The following is a 19177-nucleotide window of genomic DNA, read 5'->3' on the forward strand; positions in this document are numbered from 1 at the left end:
AGGGCCGCACAGTGTAGCCGAAATCGGCCGGACGGTCAGGCCCGATCTGGCAAAAGGGACGCCGGCGGGTGTTGCGCCGGCCCGGGTGAACCCAGATACTGTCCGCTATGAATAATGAACTGGAACAATCGGCCCGTGAACTGGCCGCCCGGCTGCTGGACAGGAAGCTGAAGCTGGCCGCCGCCGAGTCCTGTACCGGTGGCTGGATCGCCAAGGTAGTGACCGATATCGCCGGCAGCAGCGACTGGTTCGAGCGCGGCTTCGTCACCTACAGCAACGCGGCCAAGCAGGAGATGCTGGGGGTGCGGGCAGAGACCCTGGCGGCCCACGGTGCCGTCAGCGAGCCGGTGGTGCGGGAGATGGTGGCCGGCGCCCTGGCCCACAGCCATGCCGACCTGGCGCTCTCGGTCAGCGGTATCGCCGGTCCGGGGGGCGGTGCCCCGGAGAAGCCGGTGGGCAGCGTCTGGTTTGCCTGGCAGCGCCGGGGAGCGGAGGCGGTCGCCACTTGCCACCATTTTTCCGGCGACCGGGAGGCGGTACGCCGGCAGGCGGTGCTGGTGGCATTACAGGGGGCGCTGGCGATCTTGTAACAGGCGTGACCTGTCCAGATGGTAGGGTGGGCACGTCTTCTGTGCCCACGCTGTCCCGTGTTGTCGCCTCCGCGTGGGCACAAAAAGCGTGCCTACCCTACCAAGCTGTCACTGTCCAGGGGTCGGAGTCAAGCCGCCGATAACCTGGCGACTTGCCGCCAAAGGTTATGCGGCTTGACTCCGACCCCTCAAGAAACTCCCGGGCCGCCTCACCCCTCCGTATGCCCCGCCAGCCGCTTCAGCCGCCGCACCCCGAGGAACACCGCGGCCACCACCAGCGGGATGGCCAGGCCGGTGCCCAGTTCCACGTTGATGCCGACACCGGCCGACTTGAGCCCCTTCAGGCCATAGCCCACCAGTCCCAGCAGGTAGTAGCTGAGCACCACCACCGAGAGCCCCTCCACCGTCTCCTGCATGCGCAGTTGCAGATGGGCGCGCCGGTCCATGGAGCGGAGCAGGTCCTTGGTCTGTCCCTCCATGCTCACATCGACCCGGGTACGCAGCAGGTTGGAGGCGCGCGCCACCCGGGTGGCCAGGGCCTGGATGCGCTGGTCCACCGAGCGGCAGGTGTGCATGGCCGGTGCCAGCCGCCGCTGCATGAACTCGTGCAGCATCTGCACCCCCTGGATGCGCTCCTCGCGCAACTCGGCCAGGCGCTGCTGGATAATGTCGTCATAGGCGTCCGCGGCGCTGAAGCGGTAGCTGGTGCTGGAGGCGATCTGCTCCACCTGCGCGGCGAGTCCGGTCAGCTGGTCCAGCGCGTGGTGTTCGTCCTCCAGGTTGTCGATGTCGACGATCTCGCCGGTCAGGCTGTTCAGCGCCTGGTCCAGCCGGCCGAGCTGCTGGCCGTACTGCTGGGCCAGCGGGAAGGCGAGCAGGGCCAGCAGACGGTACTGCTCCAGCTCGCACAGGCGCTGCAGCAGGCGCCCGGCCTGACGGCTGCGCAGGTGATTGTCCTGGATCAGGAAGCGGCTGAAGCCGTCGGCATGGATATGGAAGTCGGTCCAGACCCGGGCGGCCCCGCCGGCCACCAGCGAGCCGGTCACCGTGTTGCTGGCAAACAGGGTGGCCAGCTCCTCGATCTCCTGGTTGGGGTAGGTTTGGGGTGCCAGGGCCAGGTGGGTCGCGGTCAGGAGTTTACCCGGCAACTGCGCCAGCCAGTCGGTCGGCACCCGGTTGATGGCGGTCTCCTGGAACGGCTGCTCAAACGGCGCGCTGTGAAAAAAGGTGTAGCTGGAGAATTCGCTGTGGCGCTCCCACTTCAACCGGAACACCCCCAGGTCGGCGCTGTGGTGGCGGGCGGAGGGGGATGGCGGTGCCACCCGGAAGCGCTCGCACAGCGCCGCGATCATCTCCCGCTCTTGCGGCAGCAGGCTCTCGTCCGAGAGGATCGCCAGATGGCTCGCCTGCACCGGGGCGGTCAGCTGTTCATAGGGGCGGGCGTGGACTTCACTGGCCAGCTGGTTGCGTAACGGATAGTTGGCGATGCCGGCGGTCTCTCCTGATAACATGCACGGATTCCTGTTCAGTGGCGAAAGGCAAAAAGATACACCGGACCGATTGTACCTGTAATTCCCGCCGCGGGGTCCCGGCGGATGGAGTAATAAGGCCATTGTCGGCAAACGAAGTACCAGCAAGATGGTGCTTTGTTTGACAGAAATGGCCTAAATTCTGAACGGACTCATGACTTGAGCCTGCCGCTGTGTAATAATGGAGAACATCAGTAGAACTTAACGGGTGGCGGGATGTCGCCTACAGTCAAATCGGGGGAAGCAATGGACGAAAATCGCAAGAAGGCTTTGGGTGCCGCACTGAGTCAGATCGAGAAACAGTTCGGCAAGGGCGCGGTGATGCGCATGGGTGACGGTACGGCTCTCAAAAACATCGAGGTGATCTCCACCGGATCGATCAATCTGGATATCGCGCTCGGTGTCGGTGGTGTGCCCAAGGGGCGGGTGATCGAGATCTACGGTCCGGAATCCTCGGGCAAGACCACCCTCACCCTGCATGTGGTGGCGGAGTCCCAGAAAATGGGTGGCACGGCGGCCTTTGTCGATGCCGAGCACGCCCTGGATCCCCAGTATGCCGAGAAGCTGGGGGTCAACGTGGATGAGCTGCTGGTCTCCCAGCCCGATACCGGCGAGCAGGCGCTGGAGATCACCGACATGCTGGTGCGTTCCGGCGCGGTGGACGTGGTGGTGGTCGATTCGGTGGCGGCGCTGACCCCCAAGGCGGAGATCGATGGCGACATGGGCGACACCCACGTCGGCCTGCAGGCGCGCCTGATGTCCCAGGCGTTACGCAAACTGACGGCCAATATCAAGCGTTCCAACTGCGTGGTCATCTTCATCAACCAGATCCGCATGAAGATCGGCGTGATGTTCGGCAATCCGGAGACCACCACCGGTGGTAACGCCCTCAAGTTCTACTCTTCGGTGCGCCTGGATATCCGCCGTACCGGCGCCATCAAGAAGGGCGACGAGGTGATCGGCAACGAGACCAAGGTCAAGGTGGTGAAGAACAAGGTGGCGCCGCCCTTCAAACAGGTCAACTTCGAGATTCTTTATGGCGAGGGTATCTCCCGTGAGGGCGAGCTGATCGATCTGGGTGTGCAGTACGGGCTGGTGGAGAAATCCGGTGCCTGGTACAGCTACAACGGTGACCGTATCGGCCAGGGCAAGGACAATGTGCGCAATTTCCTCAAGGAGAACCGGGATATCGCCCAGCACCTGGAGGATCAGATCCGCGCGCAGGCCTTTCCCAAACCCGAGGTGAAGTCGGATGAGGCCGAGGCCGGCATCGAGGTCTGAGGTGCCCGAGGCTATGGAGCAGGCCCGGGTGGATCGGGCGCGGGCGGAGCTGGAGCAGGCGGCCCTCCGCCTGCTCGCGATCCGGGAACACAGCCGGGTTGAGTTGCGCAGGAAGCTGCAGTCCCGATGTGAAACCTCGGCATTGCTGGAGCGGGTGCTGGACGGGCTCGAGCTGCAGGGCTACCTGAGCGATGCCCGTTTTGTCGAGCAGTATGTCAGCAGCCGTAAACAGAAGGGATTCGGACCCGTCAGGATCAGGCAGGAGCTGCAGGAGCGGGGCGTGGCATCCACCTTGATCGATCCCCAGACCGATCCCCGGGACGGCGAGTGGCGGGATCAGATACGCGCCTGCTGCCGCCGCAAGTTCGGCGACTCCCCGCCGGCCGATTTCAAGGAGCAGGCCAGGCGCGCCCGTTTTCTCGAATACCGCGGTTTTCCCAGCGAACTGATTCGCGACTTCCTGTGGCACGACCCGGGTGACGGCTTCGGGTCTTAAGGGCCCGCGCAAGAATTAGTTCCTGTATTCGGTTGCCCCTGGACCCCGCTGGCGGCATTACGCTTTTTTGGCAAGGGAACAGCCATTGCCTGCAACGCGTGCCTTGCCAGCGTGGCCCAGGAACGCCCTCTGTACTACGGAATTATTCTTGCGCGGGCCCTAAGCGTTGCGGAGGCACCTCGGATGGGCACGGATTTTTACATAGGGAAGCTGTTCGACAGGTGATTGGCCGTGCGAAGTGGCATGCAGGTGCCCGGCCTGAGGGGGAACCCATCTGTGTCCATCCGTGTGTATCCGTGGTTCGGATAGGGGCGGTCGCATCGTCCCGCAGGATTCCCCGTCACACTGGCTATACTCAACCCGGCGGTTACATTAATCTAGGGCACCAATCCAGGGCACCGTCGGGTCCGATGCCGGATGGTCCGGCGCTTGCCGGCCGGAAGCGCTCACGCAGGACAGGCCTTCGCTCGCTGACTGGACCGCATCATCCGAGGAGTGTGGCTTGCGTCACCCATCTTTGACATTAGCGCCGCGGCAGGCTGGCGGCGCCCCAGCACTGGCGGCGGGCGGGTGGCCGGACAACCGGCCGCCCCCACCGGGTGAGGCGAATGAATAGCAGCAAACGGTTTGAGCTGGAAGAGGCGCTGCGCCACAGCGAGGAGCGTTTTCGTGACTTCGCCGCGGCGGCGGCGGACTGGTTCTGGGAGATGGGGCCGGATCTGCGTTTTACCTTCCTCTCGGGCCGGGTAGAGGAACTGCTGGGGCTGCAGCCGGAGGAGCTGATCGGCAGGACCCGGCAGGAGGCCCATCGTCACCAGCACCATGGGGCGCAGTGGCGCGCATACCTGACGCGGCTGGAGGCGCACGAACCGGCATTCTCCATCGAGTTGGACTGGATTCGTCCGGATGGCGAGACGCGCCCTATTCGCCTGCAGGGACGGGCAAGATTCAGCAGCACCGGCGGCTTCCTCGGCTACCGGGGCGTTGGCACCGACCTGACCGCCGTCAAGGCGATGGAGCAGGAGCGTCTGAAAGAGGCCGGGTTTCGCCAGGCGGTGATCGAAAAGGCGGCGGAAGGCCTGTGTGTCTGTTATCCGGTCACCGATCCCCCCTACCTGCGGTTCAGCCTGTGGAACCACCGGATGACCGAGATCACCGGTTATAGCCGCGAACAGATCAATCAACAAGGCTGGTACCAGACCCTTTACCCCGACCCCGAGGTTCAGTCCCGGGTGGTCGAAAGAATGCAACGGATGAGCCTGGGGGATGACCTGAGCGGCGAGGAGTGGCAGATAACCCGCGCCGACGGCTCGTCCAGGATCATCAGTATCTCCACCTCGGTGCTGCCGTCGGAGGGGAAGGCGCCACGTGTTCTGGCGCTGATCCAGGATGTCACCCGCAAGCGTCTGCAGCAGGATGCGATACTGGAGATTGCCCAGGGTGTCTCCGCCGACAGCGGTGAGGGTTTTTTCAACTCCCTGCTGCAACACTTGACGCCCGCGCTGGGGGGCTGTTTCTCCTTTATCGGCCTGCTGGACCGGACGTTGCCGGATCGGGTCGCCACCCTTGCCGTTTACAGCACCGAGTCAGCGGTCGCTAATTTCACCTATCCACTGGCGGGAACGCCCTGTGCGGAGGTGCTGGATGCCGACTACTGCATCTATCCGCAGCATGTGGCCGAGCTGTTCCCCAACGACCCGGACCTGGCGAAACACCGCGTGGAAGGTTATGCCGGTGCGCCGTTGGACGATTCTCGCGGTCAGCGCCAGGGTTTGCTGGTGGTGCTGTTCAAAACGGCGATTGACAAGCCCCAGCAGGTGGAATCCATCCTGCGCATCTTCGCCACCCGCATCTCGGCCGAGCTGGAGCGGCGGCAGACGGAACAGCACATTCGCGATGAGCGGCAACGCCTCCAGGATTTTGCCGAGATCGCCTCCGACTGGTTCTGGGAAATGGGGCCGGACCTCCGATTCAGTTATTTCTCCGAACGCATCGGCGAGACCCTTGGGGTTCCCGTGGCGTATCTGTTGGGCAAGACCCGTCAGGAGCTGCTCGGCCGGGACTACGATCAGGCGCGCTGGGACAGGCACCTGGCGCTGCTCGAGGCGCGCCGGCCGTTCCGTGACTTCGAGTATGCCTTCCGCCGGGCGGACGGGGCGCAGTTCCACGTCCGCATCAGCGGCAAGCCGCTGTTTGATGAGGCCGGGGTTTTTTGCGGCTACCGCGGTATCGGCAAGAACCTGACCCGGGAGATCGCGGCGAGAAACGCGGAGCGTCAATTGCGGGACCGCTTGCATGATGCCCTGGAGAGTGTGCCCGGCGGCGTGATCCTGTTTGACCGGGAGGACCGGATGATCCTCTGCAACAGCGCCTATCGGCGCGCGGTGCAGGAGATAGAACCGGTGCTGAGACCCGGCATCTCCTTCAATGAGCTGAATCGTGCGTTGGTCGATGCGGGGTTGATCGACCTGGAGGGGATGAGCATGGATGCCTGGGTCAGCAAGCGCGAGCGCCTGCACCGGGAGCGTCGTCCGTTTGTGCTGAAGGTGAAGGGCGAGCGCTGGATCGAGGTGTTTGAATACGTCACCAAGGAGCGGGGCACACTGGTCCTGCGCACGGATATCACGGAACGGATGCTGACCCAGAAGGCGCTGAAGGCGAGCGAGGGCCGTTATCGCGCGCTGATCGAGCAGGCCGCCGATGGCCTGATCGTCACCGACGAGCAGGGCATCATCACCGACTGCAACCGCTCCGCCCAGCTCATGCTGGGGCACCCCGAGGATGACCTGCTGAAGCGGCCCCTGGTGGAATTTATCGAGCCCGCCGAACGGGAGAAGTATCGGCAGCAACGCGCGGCTATTCACCACCGGGGGGCGATGCTCCAGCAGTGCCGGATGTGCCGCAGCGATGGCACGGTGCTGCCGGTCGAGGTGAGTGCCCGCGCCCTGCCGGATGGCGGCACCCAGGCGCTGATTCGGGATATCTCCGAACGCCTCTCCTCGGAGGCGCGGCTGCGGCTCTCCGCCACCGTATTCGAGAGCACCCGCGAAGGGGTGGTGATCACCGACCGGGATGGCCGCATCACCGCGGTCAACTCGGCGTTTACCGAGATCACCGGCTACAGTGAGGCGGAGGTGAGCGGCCAGACACCCAGTATCCTGAAGTCGGGCCGGCACGACGCGGCCTTTTACAGGGAGATGTGGGCGTCGCTAGACCGGCTCGGTTATTGGCGTGGGGAGATCTGGAACCGGCGGAAAAGCGGCGAGATCTATCCGGAGTGGGAGACCATCAGCACGGTCAGGAATGAAGCGGGTGAGCTGACCAACTACGTGGCGGTGTTTTCCGACATCAGCGATATCAAGGAGTCGGAATACCAGTTGGAATACCTGGCCCATCATGATCCGCTTACCGAACTGCCCAACCGACTGCTGTTCACCGCGCGCCTGGATCATGCCCTGGAACGGGCACGGCGTGACGGGCTCTGCCTGGCGGTGCTGTTCATCGATCTCGACCTGTTCAAACACATCAACGACAGCCTGGGCCACCCGGTGGGCGACGCCCTGCTGCTGCAGGTGGCCCGGCGTCTCAAGCAGCAGTTGCGCGACGAGGACACCGTGGCGCGCCTCGGTGGTGATGAATTTACCGTACTGCTCGAACAGCTGGCGGACCCGCAGATGGCGGGCAACATCGCCGCCAAGCTGACGGCGTGTTTTGTCGAGCCCTTTGTGATCGATCAGCGCAACCTGCATGTGACCGCCAGCATCGGTATCAGCATCTTCCCCAACGATGCCGACACCTCCGCAACCCTGCTGCGCAATGCCGATACGGCGATGTATCAGGCCAAGGAGCGGGGACGCAACGACTACCAGTACTATGCGGAGGAGATGACCTCGTCGGCGGTGCAGCGGGTGTTGCTGGAAAACAGCCTCCGGCAGGCGCTCAATCTGGACCAGTTCGTGATCTACTACCAGCCCAAGCTCGCGTTGCCCGACAACCGCCTGATCGGTTGCGAGGCGCTGATCCGCTGGCGGCATCCGGACATGGGCCTGATCCCGCCGGACAGCTTCATCCCACTGGCGGAAGACACCGGCCTGATCGTCAGCATCGGCAGCTGGGTGCTGAACAGCGCCTGCACCCAGATCAGGCGCTGGCAGCATGCCGGGCTCGAGACCGGTACCCTGGCGGTCAACCTGTCGGGACAGCAGCTGCAGCGCGACAATCTGGTGATGACGGTGAAACAGGCGCTGGAGCAGAGCGGCCTCGATGCCGCCTATCTGGAGCTGGAGATCACCGAAGGCTTTATCATGGATCAGGCGGAACAGGCGATCGGGGTGTTGAATGAATTGCGCGCGCTGGGCGTGACCCTCTCGATTGACGATTTTGGCACCGGCTACTCCTCCCTCTCCTACCTGAAACAGCTGCCGATCAACAACCTGAAGATCGACAAATCGTTTGTCCGGGACATTCCCCAGGACCCGAACGACGAGGCGATCGCACGCGCCATCATCTCCCTGGCCGGCAATCTGCAGCTGGATGTCATCGCCGAGGGCATCGAGACCGAGGCGCAGCTGGATTTCCTGCGTCGTGAGGGCTGCGGGCAGGGGCAGGGCTACCTGTTCAGTCCGCCGCTGCCGGCAGCGGAATTTGAACGCTATCTATGGGAGCAGGGCGCGATGCGCAAGCCCTCCCACTGACGCCGCCGGCCACTGGCGTGCCGGCCTCCCGGACGTTGGTTTACATCTCGTTACAATCCCGAACAAATCTCTACAACTCCAGCGAATCCGGTTTACAGCCGAACGATAGCCTCCTCGACACTGGGCCGGCACTGGGCCGACACTGGGCGCCACGGGGCCGACCATCGGGCCAGGTCGGGATTGTGTTCTCCAAATTACCTGTTGAAACAAAAAATTCAGTTATCGAGGCTATCGTTATGAGGATAAAAACACGGCGTTGCATACTCCGGGGAGTCGTTGCCACAGCGTTATGTGCGGCCTGGGGACCGGCATCGGCATTGAACCTGATGAAGAGTGATGCCTCGGAGGTCAATCTGGATATCGAGGCGATATTCGGCGTCTTTCATAGTGAAGAGCGCTATAGCCAACTGCACAGTACCCCCGGCAGTGCCAGTTGGCAGGAGGGCTATATCAAATATGGCCTCAGCGGTTCCACCCGCGCCGGTTCCGGCACCCTGTTCGGCGCAGCCAACCTGGTGACCTCGGGTACCTTCGGCGACGGTGATGCGGCCGGGTTTACCACCGGCGATGAAACCGAGACGGACTTTGAGGATCTGTACGTCGGCTGGCGTAACGAGATGTTTGAATTCTCGGTCGGCAGTCAGAATGTCACCCTGGGCGACGGTTTTCTGATCAATGGCGACTCGCTCAATTTCGGCAAAGGCTTCGAGGCCATCCCCGGTGCACCCGATTTCGACCGGGGCGGGGCCTATTGGCTGGCCGCCCGCAAGGCATTCGATAAGAGTGTGGTGCTGAAGTTGGGTGGTGAGAGTGGTTTCAGGGGCGACCTGTTCTGGCTGGAGTCGGATAACGCGGCCCAGGCGAGCATGGAGCTGGCCGGTCTTAACCTTGAGCATGTGTCCGATCACGGCACCGTGGGGGCCTATGTCATCAAGGGGTTGGATGTGGATGATGCCCAGGCGGCATTTCTCGGCTATACCCACCGCGACGGGCAGCGTACCGCCGGGGTCCGGTTCCAGGGGAGCATGGGCGTGGAGAACCTGTTTCTGTCGGCCGAATACGCCAGCCAGGATCAGGGTGACAACACCCGGCTGGATGGGGATGCCTGGTATCTGGAGGCCGGCTGGACCTTCGCCAATCTTGCCTGGTCACCCAGCCTGAACTACCGCTACAGCCAATTCGACAATGGCTATGATCCGCTCTTCTTCGGCTTCAATCGCGGTTACGGCACCTGGTTCCAGGGCGAGGTGGCGGCCAACTACGCCGGCCCCTTCAGCACCAACACCAGTGTCAACCACATCGCCCTGAAGGCGACGCCGATGGAGACCTTGACAGTGGGCGCGCTGTTGTTCGATTTCGAGGGTGATTCAAACAACAATCTGGACGCCACCGAGCTTAACCTGTTTGCCGAATGGGTGGTGAACGATCATCTGATCCTCAGCCCGGTGATCGGTTTCTATAATCCGGAAAAGAGTGCCGCCCAGGGCGGCAGCCAGCTCGGCAGCTCGGACACCAGCAGCTATTTTCAACTGCTGACGATTGTCCCGTTCTGAAGCCTCCGACGGAAGGGTAGGCGGACAGGTCAGGGTGAGGAGAACTGTTAATGGATAAGCGGCAATGAATAGAGAGTACAGATTGAGTATCGATGGTGCGCCGTGTGCCGGGGAGAACGGGACCTTCAGCGTGCTGAATCCGGCCACGGAAGCGGTGCTTGCCGAGTGTCCCAACGCCTCGGTGAGTCAGCTGGATGCCGCAGTCGCCGCGGCTGCGTCCGCATTCCGCGAGTGGCGGCACAGCAGCGATGATACGCGCAAGCGGCTGCTGCACGCCATCGCCGACAAGATAGAGGCCGATGGGGCGGAGCTGGCCGAGATCGTGGTGGCCGAACAGGGCAAGCCGCTGTTTCTGGCCCAGGCGGAGGTGGGTGGCGCGGTCGCCTGGACACGGGCGACGGCGGAGCTGGAGATTCCCCTGGAGGTGATTGAGGACTCCGCGGGAAAGCGGATCGAGATGCACCGCAAGCCGTTGGGTGTGGTCGGCTCCATCACCCCGTGGAACTGGCCGCTGATGATCGCGGTATGGCACATCATGCCGGCGCTCAGGACGGGCAATACCGTGGTGATCAAGCCCTCGGAATATACCCCGTTGAACACCCTGCGTCTGGTGGAGCTGATCGCCGAGGTGGCCCCCAAGGGCGTGGTGAATGTGATCACCGGCACCACCGGAATCGGCCGGGCGATGAGCGTCCATGCCCGGATCAACAAGATTGTTTTTACCGGATCGACAGCTACCGGAAAGGACATCATGTTCCATGCCGCCAACAACCTGAAACGCCTGACCCTGGAGCTGGGGGGCAATGACGCCGGTATCGTTTTGCCGGGAACCGATGTGGACGCGGTGGCAATGCCGATCTTTCAGGGGGCGTTTCTCAATATGGGGCAGACCTGTGCCGCCCTGAAGCGGCTCTATGTGCATGACTCGCTTTACGATGCGCTGTGTGCCAGGCTGGTTGCTATCGCACAGCAGCAGCAACTGGGCAACGGCATGGCGGAAGGGACCACCTTCGGCCCGGTGCAGAACCGCAAACAGCTGGAGATCGTCTCGGAGCTGGTCGAGGATGCCCGCAACAGCGGTGCGCGCATCCTCTGCGGCGGTGAGCGGCCGACCGGTCAGGGGTATTACTATCCCCCCACCATCATTGCCGATGCGACGGACGGCATGCGTATCGTTGACGAGGAGCAGTTTGGCCCGGTCCTGCCGGTAATCCGCTACAGCGAGGTCGACGACGCGGTACGCCGTGCCAATGACTGTGACGCCGGCCTCGGCGGTTCGGTCTGGGGGGCTGACGTCGAATTGGCCAAACAGGTGGCCACACGCCTGGAGTGCGGTACGGCCTGGATCAACGGCCATGCCGAGGTGTTGCCGCACGCGCCCTTCGGCGGCTGCAAGATGTCGGGCTTCGGAGTGGAGTTCGGTGTTGAAGGGTTGCTGGAGTACACCTCGCCCCAGCTGTTGAATATCAATAAGTAGTCTCCGCGTCCGGACCTTCGGACATTAGCAGGCGGTGACTGGGTCACCGCCTTTTTTATATATGTCGTGAATCGGCCCGGGGGCGGGCCTCCCACCGGTATAGAAGCGGCACCCGCCGCAATGATCTAGCGGCTCGTAGGATGTGGTGAGTGAAACGAACCGCATCAATGGTGGAGTGGCCCCGGACGGTGGGCAGTCCGTAGGACGGTCCTTGCGCATGGCATCTGTTACCAGAGCAATCGCGCTCAGCACGCCCCGGCCAGTTCGGCAAGGTGGCCCTCCAGGGTTTCGCGGCTCTCGGCGTAGAGGTCGCGCACCTGCTGCAATTGGTGCCGGAGGATAGTCTCCGGGGAGGCGCCGATCTCGGCCTCCAGGCCGGCCAGCAGCTGGCGCAACGCCTCCAGCCCGAAGTTGCCGCTGGCACCGGCCAGCTTGTGCAGCAGTTCGCCGGCCACGGCGCCGTCCGCTGCGACCGTCGCCTGTTCAAGCTGCGCCAACAGGGTGTCGGCCTGCGCATAGTATTTTTCCAGCAGCAGGCCGAATTGGCCGTGTCCCAGGCGGCCGATGTGTTCGCTCAACAGGGTGTGGTTGAGGAGTTCCCCCTCTGGACCCGGCGCTGGGTCAGCCTGCCGCGCCTGCCGCTCCGCCGATTCGCCGAACAATCTTTCCAGTGTCTCCCGGAGCGTGGAATAGAGAATCGGTTTGCCGATGACATCGTTCATACCCGCCCGGTAGTAGTGCGCGATCTCCTCATCGGTCACCGAGGCGGTCAGGGCGATGACCGGAATGGCTGCCCTGGTTTGATCGGGTAGTGCGCGAATCCGCCGGGTGGTCTGCATACCGTCCATCCGCGGCAGGTGGATATCCATCAGGATCAGGTCGTAGCGGTTGGCCGCGAGACACTCCAGGGCGTCGAAACCATCCGCGGCGACGTCGACCCGATGGCGATCCTGCGCCAGCAGGCCGACGGTGACATCCTGGTTGATCGGTGTATCTTCCACCAGCAGGATGCGCAGGGGAGGGATGGCCGTGTCGGTAACGGGTTGCGGTTGGGGCGCTTGCTCCGTGTGCAGTGGATAGTTCAGTTGAAACCAGAACCGGGTGCCCTGGCCGGGCGTCGAGAGAAAGCCGATTTCGCCCCCCTGCTGCTCCACCAGTTTTTTGCAAATCGCCAGTCCCAGCCCGGTACCGCCGTAGTGGCGGGTGATCGAGGAGTCCGTCTGACTGAAGTGTTGGAAGATCTTGTTGTTGGCCTCGGGGGGGATGCCGATGCCGCTGTCCTCGACTTCAAAGCGGACCAGCAGCTCCGTGGCGCGGCGTTGCACAGGCCGCGCACGGAGTGTCACCGCTCCCTGGGAAGTGAATTTGATGGCGTTGGAGCAGAGGTTGAGCAGAATCTGATGCAGGGCGCGGGCATCCCCCAACACCAGTTCCGGCACGTCATCGGCAAGCTCAATCCGCAGGGTCAGGCCTTTCCCCTGAGCCAGTGGCCGCAGCAGACTGCCGAGGTCGTTGAGGGTGTCGCCAAGCGAGAGCGGCGCGGTGGCAAACTCCATCTTGCCGGCCTCCAGCTTGCTGAAGTCGAGCACGCTGTTGAGAATGTCGAGCAGGGATTGACCCGATTGGTAGATCGCCCCGACCTGGGCACGCTGGCGCGCTGTCAACTCGCCTCCCAGCAGCAGCTGGGCCATCCCCAGCACGCCGTTCATGGGGGTGCGGATCTCGTGGCTCATGGTGGCCAGGAACTGGGATTTCGCCTCCGCCTCCGCCTCCGCCTTCTGGCGCGCGATCTCCGCCTTGAACCGGTCCTGCTCCGCCTGCTCCCGGGCCTTGCGCGCGCTGATATCGGCGATGGTGCCTTCGTAGTAGATCAGGTTATCGTGGTCGTCGACCACCTTGCGGGCGGAGATGGAGACGTGAATCCGGTCGCCGTTGCGCCGGTGCCACAAGGTTTCAAAGCCGGCGACGCGCTGCTCGCTTTCCAGCCGCTGGCGAATGGCGCGCAAGTGTGCCCGGTCGCAGAAGCACTGGGAGCCGATATCGGTCATCGTGCTGATAAAGCTCTCCGGATTGTCATAGCCTAACAGCGTGATCAGCGCCGGATTGACGGAGATGATCTCGCCCCGTGGCGAAATGCGGAATATCCCCTCGATGGCATTCTCCACCAGCGAGCGGAATTCCCGCTCTGACTGCTCCAGGCTGCGATAAAGCTTGGCCGTCTCGATGGAGATGGCGGCCTGGGCGGCAAGCACCTTCAGGGTCGCCACCCGTTCCGGGGTGAATACGCTCCTGGCTTCGTTGTTCTCAAGGTAGAGCACGGCGGTCAGCGCGCCATGATAGAGGATCGGCAGGCAGAGAATCGAACAGGGCGGCTTGTGTCTCAGGTAGCTGTCCTGAAGGAAGAGCTGGTCCTCGGCGGTGGAATCGATGACCACGCTGCGATGGGCCCGTGAGACATAGTGGATCAATGCCAGCGGGATATCCGCCCCGGCCGCGGATACCGGGGTCCCGTTGCGGATCTGTTGACGGCCATCCATGTCGGCGTCGGCGGCCACCGTCAGCTCACCCTCCCGGTTGAGCATCAACACGCTGCGCTGGGCGCCGGCGCTCTCCATCGCCAGGGTCATCAGCCGGTCGAGGATGCGCTCAAGAACGATCTCGTCGGCAATGGTGTGGGCCGCCTTCAGTACCGAGGTGATATCCAGGTTCTGATTGCTGATCCCGTGCCCGCCCGGGTCCCGGCCGTGGCCGGCCTGGAGTGCCGGGGCCGGCGCCACCCGCTCGGCGAAATTGTGCTGGTAGTGGCGGATCATCTGGTCGCACTTGCTGAGCGCGCCCCACTCCATGTAGATCGTCCAGGCCTTCTGCAGGTTTGCCAGTGCCAGGGTGTTTTTTCCCCACTCGATATAGAAGCGCCCGGCCAGCTCGTTGCAGAGCGCCCGGTCGAGGGTGAATCCGCTCTGCTCGACAGCGGTAATGGCGTTTTCATAGAACGACATGGCCAGCAACCGGTTGCCGGCCACGCGGCAGAGTTCGGCCCGGATCAGCAGCACATGGTGCTTGTGGTTCCGAGGCGAGAAGGCGGCGAATCGTTCGATCTTTTTCAGGATCGCGGCGATCTTTCGTCGCGTGATCAGCCGCCTGGGCAGCGGCTCCCAGGGGAGCCGGGCAATCTCCGCCAGGGCCGACAGGTAGAGGAAGTAGGGTGAGGTGTAGGTGCCGCTGATGTAACCGAGATAGCCCAGGCCCTTGCGACAGGCCGCCACCGCCTGGGCATAGTCGGCAAACAGGTAGTGCAGGATCGCCTTGTAGAAATAGTGCAGACAGATGGCGGTCTTGTGATTGTTGGCCTTGTGCTGGTCGAGCATCTCCGACTCGCGATAGTACTCGCCCTCGAGCCGGGTGGCCGGTTTGCAGTTGCCGAGCAGATTGTCAATGGTCTGCAGAGTGAACAGCGAGTACTCCTCCGACTGTTTCTGTCCGCTGAGCCGGATCTGATACAGATAGTCGACCAGCTTCGGCTTCAGCTCTTCGAGTCGGGGCACGAGAAAAAAACAGTACTGGATATAGGTGGCCAGGGCATAGGCGCCCCACTCGACATCGCCGCAATCCAGCGCCAGATGGTGGCCCTGCAGCAGCGGCTCGAGGGTTTCGGCGAGCGGTTGTTTCCAGTGCGCGATATAGGTGTAGTGGAGGAACAGGGTTTTATGATGGGTGGTCCTGGAGGGCAGGCGCTGGTCCAGCCTCAACGCCAGCTGGCCAAGGGCGTAGCCTTTATCGATCTCAGCGTAATAGCCGCACAGCATACCCCCGTAGCCGGCAAAAGACTGCGCCGAACAGGCCATCAGTCCGTGCTGCAGCGTCAGCTCCACCTGTTTCGCCATCACCAGAGGGCGTAATGCCGAGCTGGAAAACTTCACGATGCCGAACATGCTGGTGAGGATCGGCAGGGCGGCCTTGACCTGGTGGTTGGTGATTTCGGGCGCATCGAGCAGCTGCGACTCGGAATATTTGCCGAGTTGCCATTGAGTCTTCAGCAAGGTCAGATGAATCTGCAGTTTGCCGGGCGATTCCGGCAGATGAATGCCGAGTCGGGCGAGTACCTCCAGGGCGACCTTCAGCGCCTGGTCGAAACGGTTGCAGGCGGTCTCCGCCTGGATTCTCAACTCGTGTATCCGCAGTTCGTCCTGCAGGCTGTGGGTGTGCGTCAGGATCTCCTCGATCAAGCGCGTCATGCGGACAAAATCGGAACGGCCGAAGGCACTCTCCGCGGCGGCGGTATGGATGGCCAGGCTGGTCCGGTAATGCCGCGACCAGACATCCTCGGGCAACAGGTCGAGGCCGTGCTGAAAGTATTCCGCCGAGCCCTCGCAGGCGGCCGACTGGCGGGCCTTGAGACCCGCTTGGAGGTTCAGCTCCGCCAGCTGGATCCGCTCTTCCGGCTGCTCGATGATTTCCTTGGCCAGGTTGAGATGGTTGACGATTTCAAAAATATGGTCATCCAGCTCGTGTGCGGGGGTGTTTCTGCGCAGCAGCTGACCAATCTGCAGGTGCAGCGCCTGTCGCTCCCCGGGCAGCACCAGCGAATAGGCCGCCTGCTGCACCCGGTCATGCACGAAGCGATACCAGGCCTGCTCGCTGAGTGCCTCGGCCATCTGGTAATGATTGTCCAGCGGGATGAGCAGCCCTTCCGGAAGGCTGGGCCAGAGCGCCTGGATGGTCGCAGCATAGCTCTGGTCGTAGACCACCGAGAGGGTTTTTAGATTGAAACGGCTGCCGATGCAGGCCGCCAGCTTCAGCACCTGCTGGGTCTCTCGCGGCAGCCCCTCGATGCGGGTGACCAGCAGGGTGATGACATCGTCCGCCATCTCCTGGGCACGGATGCCGTGTTCATCCCAGTGCCATTTGCCCTGGCGGAAATAGATCAGTCTCCGGCCATGCAGCGAGCCGAGGAACTGCTTCAGGAAAAACGGGTTGCCGTGGGTTTTTTGCAGGCAGATGTGCGCCAGCGGGCGGGTCTCAACTGCCGAGCGGTGCAGCGTGTCGGCGAGCAGATGGCTGATCTGGTCCTGGTTCAGCGGTTCCAGTCTGATCTGCTTCAGACTGCCCTTGAAGCTGGCGAAATTGTCGATCAGCAGACGGATCGGATGGGTCGATCTGATCTCCTGGTCGCGGTAGCTGGCAATCAGCATCAGGCTGGACAAGGCGCCGTTTCGGGTCAGGGTGTTGATGATATTGAACGAGGCGATGTCGGCCCATTGAAGGTCATCCAGGAACAGCACCAGGGCCCGGTCATGCGAGGCGAATCCCTCCATCAGGCGCACGAACAGGCGTGAAACCAGGTTCTGCTCCTGATGGGCTGGCAGCCGCTGGAGCGCAATCTGCTGCCCGATGATCAGTTCCAGCTCGGGGATCAGGCGGATCATCAGGAGGGCGTTGCCACCCAACGCGGCCTGCAATCGGGCGCGCCAGAGACTGATCTGTTGTTCCGATTCCGTGAGCAGTTGGCGGATGAGTGACTGCAGGGCGAACACAATCGCCGAGTAGGGCCGGCTACGGCTGAACTGATCGAACTTGCCGCTGATGAATATACCGTTCTGCTCGATCACCTGCTCGCGGATCTCGTTCACCAGGCTGGACTTGCCGATACCGGAATAGCCTGAAATCAGCACCGTCTGCGGTCGGCCGCGCAGCGCCTCTCCATACCACTCCAGCAGTTTTGCGATGGTGGGATCCCGGCCATAGAGGCGTTGTGGAATCAGGAACCGCTCGGGACGATCCTGGCGGGCGATGGGGAAGGGCGCGATCCTCCCCGTCGCCTGTTGCTGGCGGATACATTCATCAAGGTCCGCCACCAGGCCAAAGGTGGATTGATAGCGCTGTGCGGCATCCTTGGCCAGCAGCTTGAGCACGATGTCCGCAATGGTCTGGGGTATCTCGCGATCGGGCCGCTGCAGCGGCGGCGGGTGTCTGGCGATGTGGCTGTGTATCAGCTCAAGCCGGTCCTGGGCGACAAACGGCGGATGGCCGGTGAGCAACTCATAGAAGGTGATGCCAAGGCTGTAGAAATCGGTCCTGAAATCGATCTGCCGGTTGATCCTGCCGGACTGTTCGGGCGCCATGTAGGGCAGGGATTCGGGTGGGATCTGGGTGGACTCCGGTTGTGCCTCCTCGTTGTCCAGGCGGGTCGCCAGGGTAAAATCGATAAGCTCCGCGCGCCCGGATGCGGGGTCGACAATGATATTGTCGGGGGTGATCTGTTTATGAATAATGCCGGCCTCGTGGATCCGTCCCACCAGTTCGCTCAACTGCCGCATTAGCGGAAGCAATGTCTGCCAGCCGGTCACCTCGTTGCGCATGAAGCGGCGCAACCGGTCACCCCCCCGATCGTGGAACACCGTATACAGCAGGTGCTCGTTCTGCTGGTGCGCCAGCGGCCGGATGATACCGGGGATATTCAGATCGCAAAGCAGATGGTATTCGTGCCGCAGGCGGTTGATATTGTCATTGACCAGCGAGCGGCGGCTCACCTGTTTGATGATGACCGGGAGATTGTCCGCATCCCGCCGGCCACGGAGGATGACCGATCTGCTCCCCTCATGGAGCAGTTCCAGGCCATGATATCCGGCCAGCCGCAGCACCGGGTCAGTCCGGTTTTCCGGCAAACAGGTAACCTGCCCCATGGGCGGTGAGGATCAGTGTGGGCTTGGCCGGATCGTCCTTCAACTTGCGGCGCAGCCGGCCGATCAGTACATCCACGGAACGGTCATTGGGGGTCCACTCGCGGTCGCGGATCGCATCCAGCAACTGATCCCTGGAGAGCACGATGCCGGCGCGGGAGACCAGTGCCTGCAACAGCTTGAATTCGCCCTCGGGGAGACGCTCCGCGGTGTTGTCCGGGCCCCGTAGCAGGCGCCGGTTGCAGTCGAGTTGCCACCCCTCGAAGCGGAGTATCCCGGCATCCGTCTGAGCACTGTTCAGCTGCTGGCTGTCATGCACGCGCAGCAGCAGGTTTTTTGCCCGCACCAGCAGTTCCCGGGGGTTGAACGGCTTGGTGACATAATCATCGGCCCCCAGCTCCAGACCGACAATCCGGTCAATCTCGTCGCCCTTGCTGGTGACCAGGATAATGCCGACTTTCGATTCAGCGCGCAGTTCCCGGGTCACGGTCAGCCCATCCTTTCCCGGGAGATTGATGTCGAGCAGGATCAGGTCGATCCGCTCCTCCCGGACGCGGCGGAGCAGATCCTCCGCCTGCTCCGTCTCCAGGACATGGTAGCCCTCGTTGGTAAAATAACTGACCAGCAGAGCGCGGGAAGCGGCTTCGTCCTCAACGATCAGGATGGTGGTGTCTTTACGATCAGTCTGCATGGCGTGCCTTGTTTCACGGAAACAGGAGTCGAATCAGCTTCGCTGTTGTGGCAGCTGAAATGCCAGCTAGTATTTCATACTCAGCGCGGGGATGACCATCCATTGGCCGGTGGGATCTCGTCTATAAGCAGGCATGAATATTAGTGATCAATGATTGCGTTCGCTTGCGGTATTCCGGACTCCTCC

9 protein-coding genes are annotated in these 19177 nt (G+C 62.7%); 6 read left to right on the plus strand and 3 right to left on the minus strand.

Annotated features, from left to right (window positions below; genetic code table 11):
* The first annotated feature begins 107 nt into the window (after positions 1–107).
* Complete coding sequence (gene pncC, locus O9K64_RS01195; protein WP_275096243.1) at positions 108–590, plus strand: nicotinamide-nucleotide amidase; 483 nt, start codon at positions 108–110, stop codon at positions 588–590.
* A 209-nt stretch (positions 591–799) separates the two neighbouring features.
* Here the strand turns inward: pncC and O9K64_RS01200 are convergent, their stop codons facing one another.
* Entirely contained in the window at positions 800–2101 is a 1302-nt protein-coding gene (locus O9K64_RS01200) for a DUF3422 family protein (protein ID WP_275096244.1), read from the minus strand.
* 264 nt (positions 2102–2365) lie between these two features.
* On the opposite strand from O9K64_RS01200, the gene recA reads away from it, so the two are divergent.
* The 5 genes from recA (at position 2366) to O9K64_RS01225 (ending at position 11620) form a co-directional block, all read left to right on the plus strand.
* Complete coding sequence (gene recA, locus O9K64_RS01205; RefSeq protein ID WP_275096245.1) at positions 2366–3400, plus strand: recombinase RecA; 1035 nt, start codon at positions 2366–2368, stop codon at positions 3398–3400.
* Between the two features lies 1 nt (position 3401).
* Positions 3402–3896 carry a regulatory protein RecX gene (locus tag O9K64_RS01210; RefSeq protein ID WP_275096246.1) on the plus strand — a complete coding sequence of 165 codons (495 nt, stop codon included), beginning with the start codon at positions 3402–3404 and terminating at the stop codon, positions 3894–3896.
* Positions 3897–4504: 608 nt separating this feature from the next.
* Positions 4505–8590, plus strand: coding sequence for a PAS domain S-box protein (locus O9K64_RS01215; protein WP_275096247.1), 4086 nt, complete (start codon positions 4505–4507; stop codon positions 8588–8590).
* A gap of 326 nt (positions 8591–8916) precedes the next feature.
* Positions 8917–10143, plus strand: a complete 1227-nt coding sequence (locus O9K64_RS01220) for a hypothetical protein (protein WP_275096248.1) — start codon at positions 8917–8919, stop codon at positions 10141–10143.
* 64 nt (positions 10144–10207) lie between these two features.
* On the plus strand, positions 10208–11620 hold the full coding sequence (locus O9K64_RS01225; protein WP_275096249.1) for an aldehyde dehydrogenase family protein: 1413 nt from the start codon (positions 10208–10210) through the stop codon (positions 11618–11620).
* Positions 11621–11865: 245 nt separating this feature from the next.
* On the opposite strand, the gene O9K64_RS01230 is transcribed toward O9K64_RS01225, so the two are convergent.
* Positions 11866–18285: an AAA family ATPase gene (locus O9K64_RS01230; RefSeq protein ID WP_275096250.1), complete on the minus strand. Its 6420-nt coding sequence runs from the start codon at positions 18283–18285 to the stop codon at positions 11866–11868.
* Positions 18266–18991: a response regulator gene (locus O9K64_RS01235; protein ID WP_275096251.1), complete on the minus strand. Its 726-nt coding sequence runs from the start codon at positions 18989–18991 to the stop codon at positions 18266–18268. Before O9K64_RS01235 ends, O9K64_RS01230 begins: the two co-directional genes overlap by 20 nt.
* Positions 18992–19177: the final 186 nt, after the last annotated feature.

It is taken from the genome of Sedimenticola hydrogenitrophicus, assembly GCF_029017505.1.
Taxonomy (GTDB): domain Bacteria; phylum Pseudomonadota; class Gammaproteobacteria; order Chromatiales; family Chromatiaceae; genus Sedimenticola; species Sedimenticola hydrogenitrophicus_A.